The following is a 23,792-nucleotide window of genomic DNA, read 5'->3' on the forward strand; positions in this document are numbered from 1 at the left end:
TATCACCGTCATTTTCAAGGAACCTGCCATGCTGGACTCCGCCTTTGTCAGCTACGTCACCGTCATGTCGATCACCCCCGGCCCCAACAACCTGCTGCTGGCCTCGTCGGGCGTCAACTTCGGCCTGCGCCGCACCCTGCCGATGCTGTTTGGCATCTGTGTCGGTTGTGCGGTACAGCTGGCGATCATTATCCCGCTGCTGGCGCTGGCGTTGAGCTGGGCCGGCGTCATCCGCCTCCCGCTGGCGGTGATCGGCTGCGCCTATCTGCTGTGGCTGTCATGGAAGCTGTTTCAGGCGGCCTCGCCGGACGCCAAAGAGCAGGCGCAGCCGATGAGCCTGCTCAACGGTGCACTGTTTCAGGCGGTCAATCCCAAAGCCTGGCTGATGGTGATCAACGTGGCGATCCTGTTCACCCCGCGCGAAGGCGCCACCTTCGTCCATACGCTGTCGGTCATCGCCGGTTTCGCGCTGCTGAACCTGCCGTGCGTGCTGCTGTGGGCGGTGCTGGGCGACCGGTTGCGCAACGCGCTGCGAGTGACCTGGAAACTGCGCGCCTTCAACGGCGTGATGTCCGGACTGATGGCCGCCACCGCGCTGTGGCTGTTGTTCGACGAGTGGCGCGCGGCCTTTGCTTAGCCGCGGCCGAGAGGAGAGAGTCGGGAAGGTTGTTTGGCGCCGATGCCGGCGATCAGATCGGTAATGGACAGCACCATGGTGGAGCGCACCATCTGCTGATAGCGCTGGCGCTGCATGGCGATCAGCGCTTCATCCGCCTCGCCCGGCTGCAGGAAGGTCGGCACCGGCGGCAGCGCGGCCACGCAGTGCAGCTCGCCGAACGGCCCGAGAATTTCGTCATCGACGAAGCGGTATTCCGACCCGTCGTGGTTCAGCTCTTCGCGCATCGCCATCAGCAGCTCGGCGTCTTCATATTCGTGGCGGGAAATCACCCCCAGGCCGTACATCAGCTTCAGGCGCACCGACAGCTCCCCCAGCGGGCCGCTGCCGGACAATAGCGGTTCGACGGCATATTTCACCGCGTAGTCATCCTTGCGGAATACCTGCACCACCAGCACGTTGAGCGCTTCCGCCAGCAGCTCTACCGCTGCGATCAGGAAGCTGCGCACCGTTTTGCCCGCGTTCAGCTTTTCCAGAACCTGGTTTTCAAATGCCTGTGCTTCTTCCATCGTCGCTTTTCGAAAGGCGTGGGGAGGGCCGTCGATGCCGAACTCGGGTTGCAGGAGCGCAGCAAGCTGCGCTCGGGTGTTCATCATCACGATTCTACTTGTGCATGGCGTTATACACAGCAACGGCCTCTTCTACAACCTCGCTTTCCGCCGGCAGGCCGGAAATTTGCGCCAGCGCGGCTTTCGGCCCGAGCGTGTTCAGCAGTTCCGCCAACTCCAGCGCCTGCGGATCCTGTTCGCTACGGTAGCTCATGGCGGCGGCGATGCCCTGGATCAGGTTGGCATGCGGCAGGCCGTATTCCAGCGTACCCAGCAGCGGTTTGATCAGGCGATCGCCAGCGCTCAGTTTGCGCAGCGGCTGACGGCCCACGCGCTCGACGTCGTCGTGCAGATACGGGTTTTCGAAGCGGCCGAGGATTTTGTTGATGTAGGCGGCGTGCTTGTCGGCGTCGAAGCCGTAGCGTTTGATCAGCACCGCGCCGCTCTCTTCCATCGCCCCTTTCACCACGCGGCGGATCGCCGGGTCGAGAATGGCGTCACGAATGGTTTGCAGCCCGGCCTGTTGGCCGAGGTAGGCGGTGATGGCGTGACCGGTGTTGAGGGTGAACAGCTTGCGCTCGACGAACGCCATCAGGTTATCGGTCAGCTCCATACCGGCGATCGCCGGAGGCTGGCCTTTGAACTGGGTCTGATCGACGATCCATTCGCTGAAGGTTTCCACCGTCACTTCCAACGGGTCGTTGCTGTCCGCCGGCGGCACAATGCGATCGACCGCCGAATCGACGAAGCCGACATGCTGCTCAGCCCATGCCTGCTCATCCTGCGGCAGCGCGGCGAACACATGCTGTTTCAGCTGGCTGGTGCCGCGCACCATGTTCTCGCAGGCGATGATGTTCAGCGGTTGCACATTGCCCTGCTGATGACGCAGCACCAGCCCTTTGGCGATCGTGCCGGCGATTTTGGCGAGAATTTGCGGGCCAACGGCGGTGGTCACCAGATCCGCTTCGGCGATCAGCGCCACCGCCGCCTCACTGCCGCTGTTGACGGCGCTAACGTTGTTGACGCGCTCCACGCGTTCTTGCTCGCCCACCACGTGCACCGCGTAGCTTTTACGGCTGTTCAGCAGATCCAGCACCGTTTGATTGACGTCGGCGAAGGTCAGTTCAACCCCGGCGTCCGCCAGCAGCTTGCCGATAAAACCGCGGCCGATATTCCCTGCGCCAAAATGTAATGCTTTCATAACTCTACCTTCTTAATGTCGAAGGGTGCAGCAAGCTGCACCCTTTAAAATGATTCTGTTATCCAGCTTTTTTGCCGCCGAGCAGGTCCAGCACTTCCTGGACGCTGGTGGTATTCGCCAGCCGCTCAATCACGCTCTCGTCATCCAGCGCGTTGGTCAGGCTGGTGATCACCTGAATATGCTCGTTGTTGCGCGCGGCGATGCCGATCACCAGGCGAGCCACTTCATCCTCTTCATCGCCGAAGCGCACGCCCTGCGGGTACTGGCAGAACACCACGCCGGTGCGCAGCACCCGGTCTTTGGCCTCGATGGTGCCGTGCGGCACGGCGATCGACTCGCCCAGGTAGGTGGAGGTGAGCTTTTCGCGCTCCAGCATCGCCGGCACGTACTCCGCCTCGACGTAGCCGCCTTTCACCAGCTGCTCGCCGGCGAAACGGATCGCCTGCTCTTTGTCGCTAGCCTGCAGGTTGAGGAACACATTGCTTTCGCTCAGCTTGAACAGGTTCGGTTCCCCGGCTTCGAAGCTGTCGTCCAGCGCGCCCAGCACCTTCTGCTGGTTGTCGGTGGTTTTGTTGACCGCTACCAAACGGTCGACCAGATCGCTGTACAGCTTGCTGTCGAGGAAGTTGGTCAGCGAGATGTGCTGGGCCTGCGGCGCGTGGCGCATCGCGCGCTCGGTCAGATCGCGGTGCGTGATGACCAGATCCACATCGTCCGGCAGGCTGTTGATGGCGCTGTTAGTCACCGAGATGTTCTTCAGCCCGGCGTCCGCCACTTTCTTGCGCAACACCCCGGCGCCCATGGCGCTGGAACCCATGCCCGCATCGCAGGCGACGATGATTTTGCGCACGGTGCTCAGATCGCCGTCGACCGACGCTGGCGCCGCTGCGCCGCCTTTGGACTGCGATTTCATCTCTTGCATGCGGCGGGTCGCGGCTTCCAGATCGTCATCCTCTTTCACTTTGGAGGTTTTCAGCAGGAAAGCGGACACCACGAAGGAGACGGCAAAGGCTGCGCACACCGCCGCAATGTTGGCGAAGTAGGCGCCTTTCGGCGTCATCGCCAGCACCGCCAGGATCGAACCCGGGGAAGCTGGAGAAACCAGGCCGCCGTTCAGCATCGTCAGGGTGAATACGCCGGTCATGCCGCCCAGGATCACCGCCAGCAGCAGACGTGGATTCATCAGCACGTAAGGGAAGTAGATTTCGTGGATGCCGCCCAGGAAGTGAATGATCGCCGCACCGCCGGCGGATTGCTTGGCGCTGCCGCGGCCGAAGAACATGTAGGCCATCAGCACGCCCATGCCCGGGCCTGGGTTGGCTTCAATCAGGAAGAACACCGACTTGCCGGCTTCCGTGGCCTGCTGGATACCCAGCGGCGAGAAGATGCCGTGGTTGATGGCGTTGTTCAGGAACAGGATTTTCGCCGGTTCAACGAAGATGGACGCCAGTGGCAGCAGGTTGTTCTTCACCATCACGTGCACGCCCGCCGCCAGCAGCTTGGAGAGCACCTCCACCAGCGGCCCGATGCCCAGGAAGGCCAGGATCGCCAGCAGCATGCCGATGATGCCGGCGGAGAAGTTGTTCACCAGCATTTCAAAGCCGCTTTTGATCTTGCCGTCCACCCAGCGGTCGAAATGCTTGATAGCCCAGCCACCCAGCGGGCCGGCGATCATCGAGCCGAGGAACATCGGCATGTCGGCACCGACGATGACGCCCATGGTGGTGATGGCACCCACGACGCCGCCGCGATCGCCGCCCACCAGCCGCCCGCCGGTATAACCGATCAGCAGCGGCAGCAGGTAGGTGATCATCGGGCCGACCAGCTTGGCTAAGGTTTCATTCGGCAGCCAGCCGGTTGGAATGAATAGCGCGGTGATAATCCCCCAGGCGATAAAGGCGCCGATGTTGGGCATCACCATGTTGCTCAGGAAGCGGCCAAAGTTTTGCACTTTAACCTTGATGTCTGGTGAAAACATAAAACACACCCCTATTGTTACGCGCTGACAATAGAGCGCGTGATTATTGTTGTGACGATCCAGCCGTGTTGCCGCTGTATGCGAAACGGACTCTATCACGCTGTTTTTGTCACGCGAACTTCACGAATTTTTTGTGATACAAGTCACACACAACACCCCAGCAAACCCTCATTTATAGTGATAAAGATCACATTTATGACGTGTAAAAAAAGCACAGTGAGAAAAAAGTCGCCACAAAACCCCCAATAAAGTGACTATGATCACATTTTTAAATTGGCGTTTTGTTTTTGAATTGTGACATTAGTCACAATTTATTTTTAGCTGCAGCGCCGATCGCAACGCTCTGTTTGATCTTCCCTGTGAGCACTCATCCCGCCGGGAACTAGCGAAGTGATGAATGAAAGAAAACTACATTGCCTAATGAATGGATTAATTGAAGTGTAGTACAGAAGCCTGCGCAATAAACCAGCAAGCTATTGGAAACGCTGAGGGTAAATAAAACAGGCCGGCAATGCCGGCCTGTTTCGCGCCTGGACGCGTTATTATTGCGTCACGCTTTGAATGGTCTTCTGCGCATTCATCAGGTTCTGCTGTTTGGCCACCAGATTCGACATCATGGTGTTGTACTGCGCCACCTGCTGCGCGGTGCGGAACTGCACGCCGTTGTTGTTGAAGCTGACCTGATTGCCCTGGCTCTGCAGGAAATCGCCGACCTGCACCAGATCCTGCACAAAGCTGGCGGTGGTCGGGATCGCCGGCATCAAGGCGTTGGCCGGTGCGGTGACGATTTTGTCATAGGCCTGGTTGTACACCGCCTTCAGATCGTCAGGCTGTTTCAGCGCCGCGTGGGCGGTATCCGCCTGCGATTTGGCCGACTGGATCTGCTGGCCCAGCAGGTTCAACGCCCCGACCGATTGCTGCAGCGCATCGCGTTTGTTCAGATAGTCCTGCGCGGTGCGGATCTGGTTAATCTGATCCAACGCCGGGGTCAGGCTGGCGCCGACCGACTTGGACAGCTGCTGTGAAAAGCCGACCAAAATCGCGTAATCGCCGGCATAGTTGCCGAACTTCTGCTTCTGGTCTTCGCTCAGCGTGGGGATATTCGCCCCGCTGCGCATCACGGTATTCTGTAAGTAATCGATAAATGCTTTGCGCTGTTCCGGCTCTTTATCGCCGCAGGCGGTCAATTGCATGACCACCAACAATGCCAATACCGGTGCCAACCAACGCGCGAAACCTCTGCTCTGGATCCCTACCGCCATGTGACATAACTCCTGTTATAAACCTGCTTTTTCATTGGACTCCGCCCCTTTTTGCGCACTCCGTGCGCCTATAAGAATAGATCAACTGGCGGCGTTCCGATACGCGATTCCGTTTGCGGTGAACATTGTCTCGGCCGGAGGCGGTTGAACATCGTGCGCAAAACGCACTGAGGTTCATTGCCGTCGGCGACCGGACGCTTCAATTTCCCCAAGTCGCCAGGCGACCTTGCCTTCGCACCCAGGAAACGGAAATAAAAAAGGCGCCCGCAGGCGCCTTTTCACAGCACAGAGCCGTTTACTGCAGTACGGAGATATCCGCCACCTGCAGGAACAGTTCACGCAATTTGCTCAGCAGCGTCAGGCGGTTTACGCGCACTTCCGCATCGTCCGCCATTACCATCACGTTGTCGAAGAACGCATCCACCGGCTCACGCAGCGCGGCCAGTTCCACCAGCGCTTCCTGGTAGTTGCCCGCCGCGAAGTACGGCTGCAGCTTGTCGCGCAGCACCACCAGGTGAGTCGCCAGCTGGATCTCCGCCGCGTCCTTCAGCACCGAGGCGCGCACGGTGTCGTTCAGCGTTTCGGTAGACTTCGCCAGAATGTTGGAGACGCGTTTGTTGGCCGCAGCCAGCGCCGCCGCCTCGTCCAGCGTGCGGAAGTGGGATACCGCCTTGACGCGCGCGTCGAAGTCGGCCGGCTTGGTCGGACGGCGCGCCAACACCGCCTGAATGGTATCGACCGCGTGGCCTTCTTCCTGATACCAGGCGCGGAAGCGGCCCAGCATGAATTCCACCACCTCGTCGACCACCTTGGCATTGGTCAGCTTGCTGCCGTACAGGCGCACGGCCTCTTCGGTCAGTGTCTGCAGATCCAGCGGCAGGTTTTTCTCGACGATGATACGCAACACGCCCAGCGCGGCACGGCGCAGCGCAAACGGGTCTTTATCGCCCTTCGGATGCTGACCGATGCCGAAGATGCCGGCCAGGGTGTCCATCTTGTCGGCGATCGCCAGGGAACAGGCCACCAGCGACTGCGGCAGCGCATCGCCGGCGTAGCGCGGCTGATACTGCTCGTTCAGCGCAACGGCGACGTCTTCCGCCTCACCGTCGTGGCGCGCGTAGTGCATGCCCATCACGCCCTGGGTGTCGGTGAATTCGAACACCATGTTGGTCATCAGGTCGCACTTCGACAGCAGGCCCGCGCGGGTGGCGTGGTTGACGTCAGCGCCGATCTGGCCGGCAACCCAGCCCGCCAGCGCCTGAATGCGGTCGGTCTTGTCGCGCAGGGTGCCCAGCTGCTGTTGGAACAGCACGGTTTCCAGGCGCGGCAGGTTGTCTTCCAGACGCTTCTTGCGGTCGGTGTTGAAGAAGAACTCGGCGTCGGCCAGACGCGGACGCACCACCTTCTCGTTACCGGAGATGATCTGCTGCGGGTCTTTCGACTCGATGTTGGCTACGAAGATAAAGTTCGGCAGCAGTTTGCCCGCGGCGTCGTACACCGGGAAATACTTCTGGTCGCCCTTCATGGTGTACACCAGCGCTTCCGCCGGCACCGCCAGGAATTTCTCTTCGAATTTGGCGGTCAGCACCACCGGCCATTCCACCAGCGAAGCCACTTCTTCCAGCAGGCTTTCACTCAGATCGGCCTTGCCGCCAATCTTCTGCGCCGCCAGTTCGGCATCGCGCTTGATGAGGGCTTTACGCGCTTCGTAGTCGGCGACCACTTTGCCGCGCTCCAGCAGGATCTGCGGGTATTGGTCGGCATTGTCGAGGGTGAACTCGGCTTCGCCCATGAAGCGGTGGCCGCGCACGGTGCGCGCGGATTCGATGCCCAGCACGGTGCCTGGGATCAGATCGGCGCCCAGCAGCATCGTGACGGTATGTACCGGACGCACGAACTGCACGTCGGAGTCGCCCCAACGCATCAGTTTCGGGATCGGCAGCTTGCCGAGCGCGGTGCTGACCATGCCGGCCAGCAGTTGTTGCGCCGACTGGCCTTTAACGTGGGCGCGGTACATCAACCACTCGCCCTTGTCGGTCACCAGGCGTTCAGCCTGATCGACGGTGATGCCGCAGCCGCGCGCCCAGCCTTCGGCCGCTTTGCTCGGTTTACCTTCGGCGTCGAACGCCTGGGCGATCGCCGGGCCGCGTTTTTCAATTTCGCGATCGGCCTGTGCCGCGCTCAGGTTGGCCACTTTCAGCGCCAGGCGGCGCGGTGCGGCGAACCAGCTCACGTCACCGTGTTCCAGGCCGGCGTTGTCCAGCTCGGCGGTGAAGTTGGCGGCGAAAGATTCCGCCAGGGAACGAAGCGCCTTCGGCGGCAGCTCTTCCGTGCCGATTTCCACCAGGAAAGTCTGTTGAGTCATGGCTGCCTCTTAGTTCTCGTTCTTCTTGTTGCACATCGGGAAGCCCAGCGCTTCGCGGGAAGCGTAGTAGGCTTCGGCAACGGCTTTGGTCAGCGTGCGGATGCGCAGAATGTAGCGTTGACGCTCGGTTACCGAAATCGCCTTGCGCGCGTCCAGCAGGTTAAAGGTATGGCCCGCCTTCAGGATGCGTTCGTAGGCCGGCAGCGGCAGCGGTTTTTCCAGCGCCAGCAGCGATTGGGCTTCTTTCTCGTACTGCTCGAAGCAGGAGAACAGGAAGTCGACGTCGGCGTATTCGAAGTTGTAGGTGGATTGCTCCACTTCGTTCTGGTGGAACACGTCGCCGTAGGTGGTGACACCCAGCGGGCCGTTGCTCCACACCAGATCGTATACGCTGTCCACGCCCTGGATGTACATCGCCAGACGCTCCAGACCATAGGTGATCTCGCCGGTCACCGGCTTGCACTCCAGGCCGCCGACCTGCTGGAAGTAGGTGAACTGCGTCACTTCCATGCCGTTCAGCCACACTTCCCAACCCAGGCCCCAGGCGCCGAGCGTCGGGTTTTCCCAGTTGTCTTCCACGAAGCGAATGTCGTGGATGGTCGGATCCAGACCCAGCTCTTTCAGCGAGCCCAGGTAGAGTTCCTGAATGTTGTCCGGCGATGGCTTAATCACCACCTGGAACTGGTAGTAGTGCTGCAGACGGTTCGGGTTTTCGCCGTAGCGGCCGTCGGTCGGGCGACGGGATGGCTGCACATAGGCGGTCGCCATCGGCTCCGGCCCCAGTGCGCGCAGGCACGTCATCGGGTGTGAGGTTCCCGCGCCGACTTCCATGTCCAATGGTTGAACGATGGTGCAGCCCTGGCGCGCCCAATAATCCTGCAGTGTCAGGATCAGGCCCTGGAAGGTCTTGGTATCAAACTTTTGCATGTTGAATTCGCACGCGATACAAGTGGATTTAGATGGAATGCGCCAGTATACCCTTTGACCGTAAGATATACAGCCAGAATCCGGCAACAAGTGCGAATCGGGGTGAGAAGCGCTGGATTTTCACGCGGCGGGCACCGAGGGAAGGACAACGCGCCGGCCGGTCGCCTCGCCGTCCAGAAAGACACACCCGGCAAAAACATTAGAGTATCTAAACAAAAATATCACTCACCGCCGTTTAAATAGTCAATTAGCTGAACGCTATTTCTCCCCTCGCCGGTCAAATTCAGGCTGATTTCCGTGCGTGTATCTTTATATTTGCCACGAGATAAAGTTGCGACAATGTTATTTTTGTTAATTTTATCAACTAAAAAACTCCCCTCATCGAGAGATAATGTGATCAAGTGCCAGATTATTTCTTATTATCGTGAACAATAAGGCGATATCACGCGGCGTGCCGACGGTCGGGGCATGGGAGGAACGGCCAGGGATGAAAGACGGCGCTAACGGGCCACAGAAACAAATTGACAGTTAATCTTTGGTTATACAATAATAAATAAAATTTTCCCTGGTGTTGGCCAAGTGGCTACCTGATCCTTTCATAGGATCAGTTTTTTTTTGTATTTCCGCCAACGTCATTGCGGCCCGCATAATTCACCCCAGGCCGCCTTCCTCATAAATCCCTTATCAGACCTTATGACTATCCTGCGCCCTTGAGCGCGCCGATGACCAATTCAAAAACGCGCGCTGACGCCGACGTTATACATAAACTGCTCGCCGCTGCTCAGCCCGCCGGTTTGCGAAACGGTGGCGAAGGCCGATACCCTGTCCGTCAACGGCATGTTGGCCCCCAGCGTGACATCCACCCAGTTTTTGTCCTGGCCCGCACTGTCGCGGGTAAACGAGGTTTGCGTCGATTTCAGGCCGCCGCCGGCGCGGTAGACGTCGTCGCCGAACTGATGCTGATAACTCACTTCCGCATAAGGGTTAAACACGCCGAATTGCGTATCCAGCCGCCAACCCAGCGCGCCGATCTGCGAGTGATAGGTTTGATCGTTGAAGCGCATGGCGGTGCTGTCATCGCCATCTTCGCTGTAGCCGGAAACGCGGCTGTAGTCCCAGGCGAACTGCGCCACCGGCCCGGTGGTCAGGTAAGAGGCGATCGGGAAGTCATAGCCGGCGGTCACGCGCGCCCCCCACTGCTTGCCGGTGGTCGAACCGGTTTCGGTACGCGTCAGCGGCCCCAGCCGCATGCTGCGGCGGATGTCGTCATAGTCCATCGTCGCATAGTGCAGATCGGCGTTGACCCAGCCCTGCTCGAATAGCGCCAGCGAACTGAAGGCTGACAGCAGCAGCCCACGCGCCTTGTAATCAAAACGGCTGGAAGGATGCTGATCGTCGTTGGAGCCGGCGATCAACGCACCGATCAACCAGCTGTCGGTCAGTTGATAGTCCACGCCGACGGTCAGGTTGTGGGTGGTGGCGTTGCCGTCCCCCGCCGCCCGATTATCGGCATAGTCGTAGTGCTGGCCGGCGTAGCCGCCGAACACGCCCAGCGAGCCCTGCGGGTTGTCGCCGTTGCGCAGCTGCTGGAAACGGCTGTCGAGCGTGGCGCGGCTGTCACGCGCCATCGCCGCCGTCGCCTGATTCAGCGCCACCACCTGCGCCGGGCCATCCAACACCGCCTGAATATAATCCGCAATCAGCAGGTGCGCCTGCGGGCTGGGGTGGAAATGGTCGGAGAACAGATAGGACTGGCCGGCGTCGAAGCCGGGCATGTCGGAACGGCAAACCGCCGAGGAAACGCCCGCCGGGCAAGCCATGCCGGTCGTGTTGGCGAAGCCGAACTGCGCCGGATTGGCGATCGCTTCGGCGAACAGCTTGTTGACGTCCACCCGCACGATATTGCCGCTGCCCTGCGCCAGCAGACGGTCTTCACTTTGATTATAGAAATCGGTCAGCTGGGCGGCCTGCGCGCTCAGGCTGTCATACGCCGCGATAAGCTGCGCGGCGATCGCCTGCTGTACCTGAGGAATGGCGCTGCCCTGCTTCGCCGCGGCGGCCAACGCCGCGTGGATCGCCTGCGTGCGCGAAGCGTTGTCCGGGGTAGCCACCGAATTAAGCGTGGCATAGGCCGCCTGGATCGCCGCCCCCTGTACCGGCGGCAGCGCCTGCTGAATGATCAGTTCCATCAGCTGCGGCGTGGAGCCGATGTTCGGCACCGTCGGCACGATCACCGTGCCGGCACCGGCGTTCAGCAGCGAATGCACCTGCGCGGCGGCGGCCGCGGCACTGTTATAGGCCACGCCGGGCGCGGTAGCGGCATTCAGCGCCGCCGCCGCCAAATCGTTACCGCCGATCCAGTGAATATACAAACCGTCGCCATCGGCCTGGCCGTTAACCCGATTCAGGTAGTGCTGCACCTGATCCTGGGTGTTGTCGACCGGGTTCAGGCCCGGCACCGCCACGGCGCCGCCGGCGGCGTAGTTTTCACCACCGTTGTCCGAGGCCACCAGCGCCGCGCCGATGCGTTGCGCCAACGCTTCGTCGTACAGCAGGTGCTGACTGCCGTCATAGGTGAACCGGCCGTTGTTGCCGGTATCGCTCAGGCTATCGCCAAAGACGTACAGTTGATCGTACGCCTGAGCCGGAAGGGTCATACTGCAAAGCAACGCCACTGCAAGCGCCGCCGGGCGGGGCATGCACGTTATTTTTAGAGGCATGAATCGACTCCTGAGAGCCTGCAAATGAAGGCAATGTCGTTTTTATCGTTGGCCGGTTTTCCACCGGCCATGTAGTAACTATTGTCGGCTTTTTCACCACGTCAAGCAGGCTGATGACAAAACAATCAGAGGCTTGCCAAGTTCGGCGCTTCGAGCGATGATTACTGTTCATAAACACAGCATAAGGACAGTCAGGATGGCAGACGAACGTTGCGGTTGGGTGACGGCCGATCCGTTGTATCTCGAGTATCACGACAAGGAATGGGGCGCGCCCACCACCGACGCGCGCGAGCTGTTTGAAATGCTGTGTCTGGAGGGGCAGCAGGCCGGCCTTTCCTGGATCACCGTCCTGAAAAAGCGCGAGAATTACCGGCGTGCTTTCCATGGTTTCGATCCGCAGCGGGTCGCCGCCATGACCGAGCAGGACGTGGAAAACCTGCTGCAGGACAGCGGCATCATCCGCCACCGCGGCAAGATAGAAGCCATCATCACCAACGCCAAAGCCTATCTGGCGATGGAGGCGTCCGGCGAGAATTTCGTTACCTTCATCTGGGACTTCGTCGGCGGCCGGCCGCAGCTCAACCGCTGGCAGGCGCTGAGCCAGGTGCCGGCTAAAACCGAGCAGTCCGACGCCATGTCCAAAGCGTTGAAAAAGCGCGGCTTCAAGTTTATCGGCTCCACGATCTGTTACGCCTTCATGCAGGCCAGCGGGCTGGTGAACGATCATCTCACGGGGTGCATGTGCTACCCAAAGCCACGGTGATCCGCCCCTGTGGCCCGGAGGATATCGAACGGCTGATGGCGCTGTGGCTGCCCAGCACCATCGCCGCCCATCCGTTCGTGGCGGAAAAATACTGGCATGAGAGCGCCGCACTGGTGCGGGAAAACTACCTGCCGCGCGCGCAAAGCTGGGCCTGCTGGCATAACGACGAGATCGTCGGCTTTATCAGCGTGCTGGACGAGCAGTTCATCGGCGCGCTGTTCGTCGATCGGGCGTATCACGGCCGCGGCGTCGCCCAGGCGCTGATGACGCACGTGCAGCAGCGCTACCGCCGGCTCAGCCTGGAGGTGTATCAGCAGAACCTGCGAGCCTGCGCGTTCTACCACAAGCACGGTTTTCAGGTGACGCAACGCCTGTTTAACGACGAAACCCAAGCCTATACGCTGATCATGAACTGGCCGGCAATCGAGAATTCAACCGGTTACGGTTAAAAAAGGCGCATTCGCGCCCTGGCGGCGCGCAATTAGGAATCCGCTGCATGGCGCCGCCCGGCGTTTTATCGCATAACTCCCCCAGCACTTACCCGCGCTCATCATTTGTCACGTTTTTCTCCGGAACTGCCGGCGAGCCAACGCGTCATAGTAGCGCGGTGATGCGGGCCCCACCTGCGTCGCCTACTTTTTGCGCCCCCGTGTTGGGCCGGCGCGTACAGAATTGATGCCATTAAGGACAAGAACATGAAAAAACGCATTGCAATTATTGCCGGCGCAGTGAGCGTCGCGCTCACGCTGTCGGCCTGTACCACCAACCCTTACACCGGCGAATCCGAAGTCGGTAAATCCGGCATCGGCGCGGGCCTCGGTGCCGCACTGGGCGCCGGCGTCGGCGTGCTGTCCTCTTCCAAGAAAGATCGCGGCAAGGGCGCGCTGATCGGCGCAGCGGCCGGTGCAGCCCTCGGCGGCGGCGCAGGCTATTACATGGACGTGCAGGAAGCCAAACTGCGCGACAAGATGAAAGGTACCGGCGTCAGCGTCACCCGCCAGGGCGACAACATCGTGCTGAACATGCCGAATAATGTGACCTTCGACAGCAGCAGCGCCACGCTCAAACCGGCGGGCGCCAACACCCTGACCGGCGTCGCCATGGTGCTGAAAGAGTATCCGAAAACCGCGGTCAACGTGGTCGGCTACACCGACAGCACCGGCTCCCGCTCGCTCAACATGAACCTGTCGCAGCAGCGCGCCGACGGCGTAGCCAGCGCGCTGATCACCCAGGGCGTGGCGGCGAACCGTATCCGCACCACCGGTGCCGGCCCGGACAACCCGATCGCCTCCAACAGCACCGCGGAAGGCAAGGCGCAAAACCGCCGCGTCGAGATCACCCTCAGCCCGCTGCAGTAATCCCGTGCGGGGCGCCACCGGTGCCCCGCCGCTTCCTCCCGACTTTCTCCTTATCCTTCAATATTCCCGCTCGCACATCGGGTATGGTAGTCTCCTTGGCAATTAACCGCAGGAGGGATCGGCTGTGAGCACAGGCAAGGCAATGCGCACCTCAGGACGCGCCACCATCAGCGATGTGGCCAGCATCGCCAAAACCGGCAAGACCAGCGTATCGCGCTATCTGAATGGTGAACAGCACCTGCTTTCCGACGATCTCAAACAGCGCATCGAACAGGCTATCCAGCAGCTCGACTACCGGCCAAGCCAGATGGCGCGCAGCCTGAAGGGCGGCCAGACCCGCCTGATCGGCCTGATCCTCGCCGATATCACCAACCCCTATTCGGTGGACGTGATGCGCGGCATCGAGGCCGCCTGCCGTCAACACGGTTTTACCCTGCTGGTGTGTAACACCAACAACGAAGTCAATCAGGAACAGCACTACCTGCAGCTGCTCAGCAGTTACCGGGTAGAAGGCATCGTGGTCAACGCGGTCGGCATGCGCGAGGAAGCATTATCCACGCTGCAACAGTCGATGCTGCCCATGGTGCTGATCGACCGAAAAATCCCCGACTTCGCCTGCGACGTGGTGGGCCTGAACAACCGCGAAGCCGCCACCGTCGCCACCGAACACCTGCTGCAACAAGGTTTCGAAGCGATCCTGTTCCTCAGCGAGCCGCTCGGTACGGTCAATACCCGTCTCGAACGCCTGCACGCTTTCAGACATACCATGGCGCAGCACCCCGCGCTGTTGGCGGAGCAGGCCGAAACGCCGCTCAACGATCGGCAGAAGCTGGAGCAAGTGCTGAGCGATTTCAGCGGCCGCCATCGCGGCATGCGCAAAGCGGTGATCTCCGCCAACGGCGCCCTGACGCTGCAGGTGGCGCGCGCCATGCGTCGGCTCGGCATCCAGTGGGGCAACGACATCGGCCTGCTGGGCTTTGACGAGCTGGAGTGGGCGGAGCTGGCGGGCGTCGGCATCACCACGCTGAAACAACCTACCTACCAAATGGGACACGCGGCGCTGGAGCGGCTGGTGCAGCGCATTCAGGGCCTGGCCACCCCCAGCGGTGAGCAGATGTTCTCCGGCGAGCTGATCGTCCGCGGCTCCACCACCCGCTAATCCACCTTCTCCGGGGCCGTTGACCGCCCCGCCTCTATCTGAATCGGCTGTTTTTTGCTCAGCTTCGTGATTGCGATCATATTTTTACACTCTGTCGCTTTTCGCTGGAACCGGTTCCATTTAACGTACCGGTAACAGCAGCGGCGGCGACAATGCCGCCTCAGGAGTCAAAATGAAAACAGAAATCATCGTGGTCACCGGCGCCTACGGCACCGATACCGTCAAACAACACGGCGGCCAGCGCGCGCTGTTGCCCATCATCGCCGGCGCGGGCGCCGACGGAGTGGAGATCCGCCGCGAACTGTTCACCGCCGGTGAACTGGACAGCCTGCCGGCGCTGGCGCAAGAGATCGATCGCCAGCAGCTGTTCGCCGTCTATTCCGCCCCTGAGGCGCTGTTCACACCGCAACATACGCTGAACCCCAACCTGTCGGCGCTGCTGGCGGAAGCGCAGGCGCTGAACGCGCGCCAGCTGAAGCTCTCCCTCGGCCATTTCCGCCCCGGCTTTGATTTTACCGAGTTGAAAGTGGCGCTGGAGCAACACCCGGTCAAGCTGGTGGTCGAGAACGACCAAACGCCGGACTGCGGCATTTTGTCGATGCTGAACGCCTTTTTCCACGCCGCGGAAGATAGCCACCTGCCGGTCAGCATGACCTTCGATATGGCCAACTGGCTGTGGGTGGGGCAAGACGCCTTCGCCGCCGCCGAACGCCTGGCCCGCCACGTCGGTTACGTGCACGTCAAAGCCGCCACCCAAGGCCCGCGCGGCTGGCGCGCCATCGCGCTGGACGAGACCGACGGCAGCTGGCGCGACCTGTTGGCCCGCCTGCCGCACGATGCGCCGCGCGGTATCGAATTCCCGTTGCAGGGCGATGACCTGGAAGCCGTCACCCGCCATTACGTCAATATCTTGCGTGCGGAGTAACCCCATGATGACAACGTTAACGGCAACGACGGCGCAGCAGGCGCCCCTGGATGTGGTCACGCTGGGTGAAGCCATGGCGATGTTCGTGGCGGCACAAACCGGCGATCTGGCGGAGGTGGAAACCTTCACCAAACGCATCGCCGGCGCCGAACTGAACGTGGCGATCGGCCTGGCGCGTCTGGGTATGAACGTCGGCTGGGTCAGCCGCGTCGGCAACGATTCGTTCGGGCGCTTCACCCTGCAGCAGTTGAAAAAAGAAGGCATCAATTACCGGCAGGTGACGGTCGACGGCCACTACCCCACCGGTTTTCAGGTGAAATCCAAAACCACCGATGGTACCGATCCCAGTGTGGAGTATTTCCGCAAGGGCTCGGCGGCCAGCCACCTGTCGATTGCCGATTTCAACCGCGAGTATTTCGGTTCCGCGCGCCACCTGCACCTGAGCGGCGTGGCGGCGGCGCTGTCCAGCGAGTCGCTGGCGCTGTGCCACCATGCGGCGCGCGAGATGCGTGCCATGGGTAAAACCATTTCGTTCGATCCCAATCTGCGCCCGGTGCTGTGGCCCAGCCGCGAGGTGATGATCGAGCAGCTGAACCAGCTGGCGTTCGCCGCCGACTGGGTTCTGCCGGGGTTGAAAGAGGGACAGATCCTCACCGGCCAGTCGACGCCGGAAGGCATCGCCGATTTCTATCTGGAGCGCGGCGTGCAGGCGGTGATCATCAAAACCGGCCCGGACGGCGCCTGGTTTAAAACCGCCGCCGGCGATAAAGCGACAGTGGCCGCGGTCAAGGTCGACAACGTAGTGGATACCGTCGGTGCCGGGGACGGCTTTGCCGTCGGCACCCTCAGCGCCCTGCTGGAAGGCAAAACGCTAATACAGGCGGTGCAGCGCGGCAACAAAATCGGCTCGCTGGCGATCCAGGCCATCGGCGACAGCGAAGGCCTGCCGACCCGTGCGGCGCTGGCCGAATAACAATAAAAAAAACGACTTCTCCGCATGACGTCAGCCTCTGGCCCTACAACCGGGACGCGTCGGGAGAGCATCTGCCCCTTCGTCTTTCACGCCCAGCGTGCCGGGCGAAGGGGATGCAACACCACTGAAGGATACTGAACATGAACAAAGCGACTGTCGCGGCCAAACGCTGGTGGTACATCATGCCCATCGTGTTTATCACCTACAGCCTGGCCTATCTCGATCGCGCCAACTTCAGCTTCGCCTCTGCCGCCGGCATCAATGAAGATCTCGGCATCACCAAAGGCATGGCCTCGCTGCTGGGCGCGCTGTTTTTCCTCGGTTATTTCTTCTTCCAAATTCCCGGCGCCATCTACGCCGAACGTCGCAGCGTCAAAAAACTGATCTTCTGGTGCCTGATCCTGTGGGGCGGCTGCGCCTCGCTGACCGGCGTGGTCAGCAATATTCCGATGCTGGCCGCCATCCGCTTTATCCTCGGCGTGGTGGAAGCGGCGGTGATGCCGGCGATGCTGATCTACATCAGCAACTGGTTCACCAAATCGGAGCGGTCACGCGCCAATACCTTCCTGATCCTCGGCAACCCGGTGACGGTGCTGTGGATGTCGGTGGTATCCGGTTACCTGATCCACGCCTTCGGCTGGCGTGAAATGTTCATCATCGAGGGCATTCCGGCGGTTATCTGGGCGTTCTGCTGGTGGGTGCTGGCGAAAGACAAACCGGCGCAGGCCGGCTGGCTGAGCGCCGATGAGAAACAGGCGCTGCAGCAGCAGCTGGACGAAGAGCAAAAAGGCATCAAGGCCGTGCGCAACTACGGCGAAGCTTTCCGCTCACGCAACGTGATCCTGCTGTGCGTGCAGTACTTCGCCTGGAGCATCGGCGTGTACGGCTTCGTGCTGTGGCTGCCTTCCATCCTGCGCAGCGGCATGCAGATGGGCATGGTGGAAGCCGGCTGGCTGTCGGCGGTGCCTTACCTGGCGGCAACCATCGCCATGATCGTGGTCTCCTGGGCGTCGGACAAAATGCAAAACCGCAAGCTGTTCGTCTGGCCGCTGCTGCTGATCGGCGCGCTGGCGTTCTTCGGTTCTTACGCCGTCGGCGCCAACCACTTCTGGATCTCCTACGGCCTGCTGGTGGTCGCCGGCGCCGCGATGTACGCCCCCTACGGGCCGTTCTTCGCCATCATTCCGGAAATGCTGCCGAAAAACGTTGCCGGGGGCGCCATGGCGCTGATCAACAGCATGGGCGCGCTGGGTTCGTTCTTCGGTTCGTGGTTCGTCGGCTATCTGAATGGCGCCACCGGCAGCCCGGCGGCTTCCTACATGTTCATGGCCATCGCACTGGTGGTGGCGGTGGTGCTGACGCTGATCGTCAAGCCCGCCCGCAACGAGATCCAGCCGCAATTGGCTTGATCCAGTTATACTTTTTATCTGTTAACCCAACCGGGGGGGCACCATGCCCCCTTTGGCCCAGCTGGAGTTCGTGATGAAGCCTTCTATCGTATTGTACAAAAGCCTGCCCGCCGATCTGCTTGAACGTCTGGAACAGCACTTCACCGTGCACGCCTTCAACGGCCTGCAGCCGGAGAACCGCGACGAACTGCGCCAGGCGTTGCAGCAGGCCGAAGGGATCATCGGTTCCGGCGGTAAAATTGACGAAGCCTTCCTGCAGCAGGCGCCCAAACTGCGCGCGGCCTCGACCGTTTCCGTCGGCTACGACAACTTCGACGTCGAGGCGCTCAACGCCCATAACGTGCTGTTGATGCACACCCCGACGGTGTTGACCGAAACCGTCGCCGACACCATCATGAGCCTGGTGCTGGCGACCGCGCGCCGGGTGGTGGAAGTGGCGGAGCGGGTGAAGGCCGGCGAATGGCGCGGCAGCATCGGGCCGGACTGGTTCGGCGTCGACGTGCACCACAAAACCATCGGCATCCTCGGCATGGGCCGCATCGGCCTGGCGCTGGCGCAGCGCGCGCACTTCGGCTTCGGCATGCCGGTGCTCTACAACGCCCGCCGCACGCACGAAGAGGCGGAGCAACGCTTCAGCGCCCGTCGCTGCGATCTGGATACCCTGCTGGCCGAGTCGGATTTCGTTTGCATCACGCTGCCTCTGACCGAACAAACCTTCCACATGATCGGCCGCGAACAGCTGGCGAAAATGAAGAAAAGCGGCATTCTGATCAACGCCGGCCGCGGGCCGGTAGTGGATGAGCAGGCGCTGATCGAAGCGCTGCAAAACGGCGTGATCCACGCCGCCGGGTTGGATGTGTTCGAGAAAGAGCCGCTGCCGGCCAACTCGCCGCTACTCAGCATGCCGAACGTGGTGGCGTTGCCGCACATCGGCTCCGCCACCCATGAAACGCGCTACGGCATGGCCGCCTGCGCGGTGGATAATTTGATCGCCGCGTTGACCGGCACGGTGAAAGAAAACTGCGTCAACCCGCAGCTGTTGCGGAAATAACTCAGCGCGGCCGGTGGTCTGAGGATAACCGGCCGTGTTGCTCTTCCTGCTGCGGCGCGAACAGCGCCTGCAGCTGATGTTCTTCGGCGAAGTGCTGCAATTCGGCATCCTGAATTGCCTGAACGATCTCTTCTCGCCAGTTTTTGTCCGTCATCGCTAACCTCCTTTGATGTTCACCGTTTAATCTGCCGCAGCGCGCGCACAAAGCCAAGCCGAATCAATCCGAAAACGCTCCGCCCTTCCTCTCCTCCTCGAAAAACCCTCGCAGGGAGGAGGCCATTTTTCCGTCGTTTGCCACACTGGGCGCTACCCTGCGAGAAAAACGCTTCCTGCCGCGCGTAAGGAGAGCCATGAAACTATTACCCCTGCCCTTATTGATGCTGCTGTCGCCTTCGGCGCTGGCCAGCTGGACGCTGCCGGGTTTCCCGGCCCTCGACGAAACGGCCGCCGGGCTGTTCACCAGCCAGGCCACGCTGCCCAAAGGCCAGCTGCCGCTGCGCCTGTATCAGGATAACCACTGCTGGCAACCGGCGGAGGCGATAAAACTTAACCAGACGCTGTCGCTGCACCCGTGCGGCGCCAACCCGCCGGTCAGCTGGCGGCAGTTCCGCGCCGGCGACTATCAGGTGCGCGTCGATACGCGCAGCGGCACGCCGACGCTGCAGCTCAGCCTAAGCAGCGTGCCGGAAAGCGCCGCCGTTGCCGTCCGCAGCTGCCCGCGCTGGGACGGTAAGCCGGTCACGGTCGACGTCACCTCCACCTTCACCGAAGGCGAAACGCTGCGCGATTTCTATTCCGGCCAAACGGCGCAGGTGAGCCAGGGAAAAATCACGCTGCAGCCCGCCCCCGCCAGCGGCGGCCTGTTGCTGCTGGAATCCGCCGCCACGGCGAAACCGGCGGCGTTCAGCTGGCATAACGCCACGGTCTACTTCGTGCTGACCGATCGCTTTGAGAACGGCAATCCGGCCAATGACCACAGCTACGGGCGCCGCAGCGACGGCCTGCAGGAAATAGGCACCTTTCACGGCGGCGATCTGGCCGGCCTGACGCAGAAGCTGGATTATCTGCAGCAGCTCGGCGTCAACGCCTTGTGGATCAGCTCGCCGCTGGAGCAGATCCACGGCTGGGTCGGCGGCGGCACCCAAGGTGATTTCCCGCATTACGCCTATCACGGCTATTACGCGCTGGACTGGACTCGCCTCGACGCCAACATGGGCACCGAACAGGAGCTGCGCACGCTGGTCGAGCAGGCGCATCGCCGCGGCATTCGCATTCTGTTCGACGTGGTGGTGAACCACGTCGGCTACGCCACGCTGGTGGATATGCAGACGTTCCACTTCGGCTCGCTGTATCTGCAAGGCGCAGAGGTGGAGAAAACCCTGGGGAAAAACTGGAGCGACTGGCGCCCCGGGCCAGGGCAAAACTGGCACAGCTTCAACGACTACATCAACTTCAGCGACAAGGCGGGCTGGCGCCCATGGTGGGGGAAAAATTGGATCCGCACCGACATCGGCGACTATGACGCGCCGGGCTATGACGATCTGACGATGTCACTGGCCTTCCTGCCGGATATCAAAACCGAAGCGCCCGGCGCCAGCGGCCTGCCGCTGTTCTATCGCCACAAACCCGACACCGCCGCGCGCGACATGCCCGGCGCCACCACCCGCGATTACCTGACCGTCTGGCTCAGCCAGTGGGTGCGCGATTACGGCATCGACGGTTTTCGCGTCGATACCGCCAAGCACGTGGAAAAACCGACGCTGGCGCTGTTGAAACAGCGCGCCACGGCGGCATTGGCGGCATGGAAAGCGGAGCATCCGCAGCAGGCGTTGGATGATGCGCCGTTTTGGATGACTGGCGAGGCCTGGGGCCACGGGGTGATGAAAAGCGACTATTACCAAAACGGCTTCGACGCGATGATCAACTTCGATTTCCAGGACCAGGCGTCGCAGGCGCTGGGCTGCTTTGCTGACATCGATGCCACCTACCGGCAGATGGCCGAGCGGCTGCAGGATTTCAACGTGCTGAGCTATCTCTCTTCACACGACACCCGGCTGTTCTTCGCCAGCGACGCCAAAGGCTCGCTGCCTCGCCAACAGCGGGCGGCGAACCTGCTGTTGCTGGCGCCGGGCGCGGTGCAGATTTACTACGGCGATGAAAGCGGCCGCCCGCTCGGCCCAACCGGTTCCGATCCGCTGCAGGGTACCCGCTCCGACATGAACTGGCGTGAGCTACAGGGGGAAAAAGCCCCGCTGCTGGCCCACTGGCAACGGTTGGGGCAGTTCCGCGCTCGCCACCCGGCGATCGGCGGCGGCGTGCAAACCCCGCAGGCGCACGCCGCCTATTATGCCTTCAGCCGCCGGCTCGGCGACGATAAGGTGATGGTGGTGTGGGCCGGCGAACGGTCACAATAATCCAGCGTAATATGCTGCTAATCGGCCAATGAGCGAAGTTTGTGCCCATTGGCCGATTTGTCGGCCGCATTGCAGCGGGATTTGTCTGGCGGTATGGTGGGTGATTACCTGCTAAGAAACAGTACTGCTGCACCTATGACTTTCTCACTTTTCGGCGAAAAATTTACCCGTTATGCGGGCATTACCCGTTTGATGGACGACCTGAACGAAGGCCTGCGCACCCCCGGTGCCATCATGCTCGGCGGCGGCAATCCGGCGCAGATCCCAGAGATGGAAGCCTACTTCACACAGCTGTGCCAGGAGATGCTCGACCAGGGCAAACTGACCGAGGCGCTGTGCAACTACGACGGCCCGCAAGGCAAGGACGCGCTGCTGAAAGCGCTGGCCAGTCTGCTGCGCGACGAGCTCGGCTGGGAGATTTCGCCACAGAATATTGCACTGACTAACGGCAGCCAAAGCGCGTTTTTCTACTTGTTCAACCTGTTCGCCGGCCGCTACGCCGACGGTTCGCGCCGCCGCGTGCTGTTCCCATTGGCGCCGGAATATATCGGCTATGCCGACGCCGGGCTGGACGAAGGGCTGTTCGTCTCCGCCAAACCGAACATCGAGCTGCTGCCGGACGGCCAGTTCAAGTATCACGTCGATTTCGAACATCTCACCATCGGCGATGACATCGGCATGATCTGCGTTTCACGGCCGACCAACCCGACCGGCAACGTGATCACCGACGAAGAGCTGATGAAGCTCGACCTGCTGGCGCAGCAGCGTGATATTCCGCTGGTGATCGACAACGCCTACGGCGTGCCGTTCCCCGGCATCATCTTCAGCGACGCCACGCCGCTGTGGAACCCGAACACCATCCTGTGCATGAGCCTGTCCAAGCTCGGCCTGCCGGGCTCGCGCTGCGGCATCGTGATCGCCGACGAGAAGGTGATCACCGCGCTAACCAACATGAACGGCATCATCAGCCTGTCGCCAGGCAGCATGGGGCCGGCGATGGCGACGGAAATGATCGCGCGCGGCGATCTGCTGCGCCTGTCGAACGAGGTCATTCGCCCGTTCTACAAACAGCGCGTCGAGCACACCATCGAGATTATTCGCCGCTACCTGTCGCCGGAGCGCTGCCTGATCCACAAACCGGAAGGGGCTATCTTCCTCTGGCTGTGGTTCAAGGATCTGCCGATCACCACCGAAGTGCTTTATCAGCGCCTGAAAAAGCGCGGCGTGCTGATGGTGCCGGGCCACTACTTCTTCCCGGGGTTGGAGCATGAATGGCCGCACACCCACCAGTGCATGCGCATGAACTACGTGCCCGATCCGGAGAAAATCGAGCGCGGCGTGGCTATTCTGGCGGAAGAGATCGAGCGCGCACATCAGAAAGGCTAACGCCGACTGATTGAAAATTGACCGACAAAGATATACGATGCATATATCGTATATCTTTTTTTGGAGGGCCAACGATGACTCGCATCGTGATCGATTTACCTGAAGAAGACCTGCGGCAGCTCGATAATCTGAAAAATATCCGCCACGTTCCGCGGGCCGAGATCATTCGTCAAGCAGTCTCCCGCTATCTGACGGAGAACCACGTGGAAGATCCCAGCAACGCTTTCGGGCTCTGGTCCGGGGCGATGGGAGATGGCGTGGAGTACGAAAATCGTCAGCGCGAGGAGTGGGAATAATGGTGGCTCAACGGGCGTTATTCGACACCAATATCCTGATCGATTATCTCAACGGCATTCCTCAAGCCAGGGACGTTCTGGTCGAGTATCACATCAATCCGGCCATCAGCGCCATCACCTGGATGGAAGTGATGGTAGGTGCTAAAAAACAGGGTCCGGCACTGGAGCTGAAAACACGTCAGTTTTTAGGGCAATTTCTGCTGCTGCCTATTACCGATGAAGTCGCTGAACGCGCCGTAGAACTGCGCCACTCACAGCATGTGAAACTGCCAGACGCCATTATCTGGGCCACAGCGCAGGTGGGATTCCGGATGCTCATCTCCCGCAACCCCAAAGATTTCGGCACTGACAATGGCGTGTTGATGCCTTATCGGCTGTAGA

At 61.0% G+C, this 23,792-nt stretch carries 22 protein-coding genes; 13 read left to right on the plus strand and 9 right to left on the minus strand.

Annotation, left to right across the window (positions count from 1 at the left end; all coding sequences use genetic code 11):
• The first annotated feature begins 28 nt into the window (after positions 1 to 28).
• Positions 29 to 637, plus strand: a complete 609-nt coding sequence (locus N6G83_RS30150; RefSeq protein ID WP_025304783.1) for a LysE family translocator — start codon at positions 29 to 31, stop codon at positions 635 to 637.
• Here N6G83_RS30150 and N6G83_RS30155 read toward each other — a convergent pair.
• From N6G83_RS30155 to N6G83_RS30190, 8 genes are all read right to left on the minus strand, one after another.
• Entirely contained in the window at positions 634 to 1,185 is a 552-nt protein-coding gene (locus N6G83_RS30155; RefSeq protein ID WP_016929575.1) for an MltR family transcriptional regulator, read from the minus strand. The genes N6G83_RS30150 and N6G83_RS30155 overlap by 4 nt on opposite strands.
• A gap of 94 nt (positions 1,186 to 1,279) precedes the next feature.
• Positions 1,280 to 2,425 carry a mannitol-1-phosphate 5-dehydrogenase gene (locus tag N6G83_RS30160; protein ID WP_049209024.1) on the minus strand — a complete coding sequence of 382 codons (1,146 nt, stop codon included), beginning with the start codon at positions 2,423 to 2,425 and terminating at the stop codon, positions 1,280 to 1,282.
• A 58-nt stretch (positions 2,426 to 2,483) separates the two neighbouring features.
• Positions 2,484 to 4,403, minus strand: coding sequence for a PTS mannitol transporter subunit IICBA (locus N6G83_RS30165; protein ID WP_025304781.1), 1,920 nt, complete (start codon positions 4,401 to 4,403; stop codon positions 2,484 to 2,486).
• Positions 4,404 to 4,945: 542 nt separating this feature from the next.
• Positions 4,946 to 5,665, minus strand: a complete 720-nt coding sequence (locus N6G83_RS30170; RefSeq protein ID WP_025304780.1) for a DUF3053 domain-containing protein — start codon at positions 5,663 to 5,665, stop codon at positions 4,946 to 4,948.
• A gap of 295 nt (positions 5,666 to 5,960) precedes the next feature.
• Positions 5,961 to 8,030, minus strand: coding sequence for a glycine--tRNA ligase subunit beta (gene glyS, locus N6G83_RS30175; RefSeq protein WP_025304779.1), 2,070 nt, complete (start codon positions 8,028 to 8,030; stop codon positions 5,961 to 5,963).
• A gap of 9 nt (positions 8,031 to 8,039) precedes the next feature.
• The gene (gene glyQ / locus N6G83_RS30180; protein WP_043140757.1) at positions 8,040 to 8,957 is read right to left on the minus strand and encodes a glycine--tRNA ligase subunit alpha; all 918 of its coding nucleotides are present in this window, start codon (positions 8,955 to 8,957) and stop codon (positions 8,040 to 8,042) included.
• Positions 8,958 to 9,178: 221 nt separating this feature from the next.
• Entirely contained in the window at positions 9,179 to 9,358 is a 180-nt protein-coding gene (locus N6G83_RS30185; RefSeq protein WP_127146956.1) for a hypothetical protein, read from the minus strand.
• Between the two features lie 330 nt (positions 9,359 to 9,688).
• The gene (locus N6G83_RS30190) at positions 9,689 to 11,677 is read right to left on the minus strand and encodes an autotransporter outer membrane beta-barrel domain-containing protein (RefSeq protein WP_260516016.1); all 1,989 of its coding nucleotides are present in this window, start codon (positions 11,675 to 11,677) and stop codon (positions 9,689 to 9,691) included.
• A gap of 196 nt (positions 11,678 to 11,873) precedes the next feature.
• Here N6G83_RS30190 and N6G83_RS30195 point away from each other — a divergent pair, with 196 nt between their 5' ends.
• The 8 genes from N6G83_RS30195 to ghrB all read left to right on the plus strand — a co-directional run bounded on the left by N6G83_RS30195 (position 11,874) and on the right by ghrB (position 19,315).
• Positions 11,874 to 12,440 carry a DNA-3-methyladenine glycosylase I gene (locus tag N6G83_RS30195; protein WP_025304776.1) on the plus strand — a complete coding sequence of 189 codons (567 nt, stop codon included), beginning with the start codon at positions 11,874 to 11,876 and terminating at the stop codon, positions 12,438 to 12,440.
• Positions 12,437 to 12,889, plus strand: a complete 453-nt coding sequence (locus N6G83_RS30200; RefSeq protein ID WP_043140746.1) for an N-acetyltransferase — start codon at positions 12,437 to 12,439, stop codon at positions 12,887 to 12,889. The genes N6G83_RS30195 and N6G83_RS30200 overlap by 4 nt, the downstream gene beginning before the upstream one ends.
• Before the next feature lie 246 nt (positions 12,890 to 13,135).
• A complete protein-coding gene (locus N6G83_RS30205) occupies positions 13,136 to 13,798 on the plus strand; it encodes an OmpA family lipoprotein (protein ID WP_016929583.1) in 663 nt (220 codons plus the stop codon).
• Between the two features lie 142 nt (positions 13,799 to 13,940).
• Complete coding sequence (locus N6G83_RS30210) at positions 13,941 to 14,957, plus strand: LacI family DNA-binding transcriptional regulator (protein WP_260516049.1); 1,017 nt, start codon at positions 13,941 to 13,943, stop codon at positions 14,955 to 14,957.
• A gap of 172 nt (positions 14,958 to 15,129) precedes the next feature.
• The gene (locus N6G83_RS30215) at positions 15,130 to 15,882 is read left to right on the plus strand and encodes a sugar phosphate isomerase/epimerase family protein (RefSeq protein ID WP_025304773.1); all 753 of its coding nucleotides are present in this window, start codon (positions 15,130 to 15,132) and stop codon (positions 15,880 to 15,882) included.
• A gap of 7 nt (positions 15,883 to 15,889) precedes the next feature.
• The gene (locus tag N6G83_RS30220) at positions 15,890 to 16,855 is read left to right on the plus strand and encodes a sugar kinase (protein WP_049207119.1); all 966 of its coding nucleotides are present in this window, start codon (positions 15,890 to 15,892) and stop codon (positions 16,853 to 16,855) included.
• Positions 16,856 to 16,995: 140 nt separating this feature from the next.
• The gene (locus N6G83_RS30225) at positions 16,996 to 18,264 is read left to right on the plus strand and encodes an MFS transporter (protein WP_033639091.1); all 1,269 of its coding nucleotides are present in this window, start codon (positions 16,996 to 16,998) and stop codon (positions 18,262 to 18,264) included.
• 73 nt (positions 18,265 to 18,337) lie between these two features.
• Positions 18,338 to 19,315, plus strand: coding sequence for a glyoxylate/hydroxypyruvate reductase GhrB (gene ghrB, locus N6G83_RS30230; protein ID WP_260516018.1), 978 nt, complete (start codon positions 18,338 to 18,340; stop codon positions 19,313 to 19,315).
• A 1-nt stretch (position 19,316) separates the two neighbouring features.
• Here ghrB and N6G83_RS30235 read toward each other — a convergent pair whose 3' ends face one another.
• Positions 19,317 to 19,469: a hypothetical protein gene (locus N6G83_RS30235; protein ID WP_162837931.1), complete on the minus strand. Its 153-nt coding sequence runs from the start codon at positions 19,467 to 19,469 to the stop codon at positions 19,317 to 19,319.
• A 196-nt stretch (positions 19,470 to 19,665) separates the two neighbouring features.
• Here N6G83_RS30235 and N6G83_RS30240 point away from each other — a divergent pair, with 196 nt between their 5' ends.
• The 4 genes from N6G83_RS30240 to N6G83_RS30255 all read left to right on the plus strand — a co-directional run bounded on the left by N6G83_RS30240 (position 19,666) and on the right by N6G83_RS30255 (position 23,791).
• Positions 19,666 to 21,729: an alpha-amylase gene (locus N6G83_RS30240; protein ID WP_260516020.1), complete on the plus strand. Its 2,064-nt coding sequence runs from the start codon at positions 19,666 to 19,668 to the stop codon at positions 21,727 to 21,729.
• Between the two features lie 135 nt (positions 21,730 to 21,864).
• The gene (locus N6G83_RS30245; RefSeq protein ID WP_260516022.1) at positions 21,865 to 23,115 is read left to right on the plus strand and encodes a valine--pyruvate transaminase; all 1,251 of its coding nucleotides are present in this window, start codon (positions 21,865 to 21,867) and stop codon (positions 23,113 to 23,115) included.
• A gap of 74 nt (positions 23,116 to 23,189) precedes the next feature.
• Complete coding sequence (locus tag N6G83_RS30250) at positions 23,190 to 23,411, plus strand: ribbon-helix-helix domain-containing protein (protein WP_025304767.1); 222 nt, start codon at positions 23,190 to 23,192, stop codon at positions 23,409 to 23,411.
• On the plus strand, positions 23,411 to 23,791 hold the full coding sequence (locus tag N6G83_RS30255) for a type II toxin-antitoxin system VapC family toxin (protein WP_025304766.1): 381 nt from the start codon (positions 23,411 to 23,413) through the stop codon (positions 23,789 to 23,791). The genes N6G83_RS30250 and N6G83_RS30255 overlap by 1 nt, the downstream gene beginning before the upstream one ends.
• Position 23,792 lies beyond the last annotated feature (1 nt).

Source organism: Serratia sp. PL7, assembly GCF_945957435.1.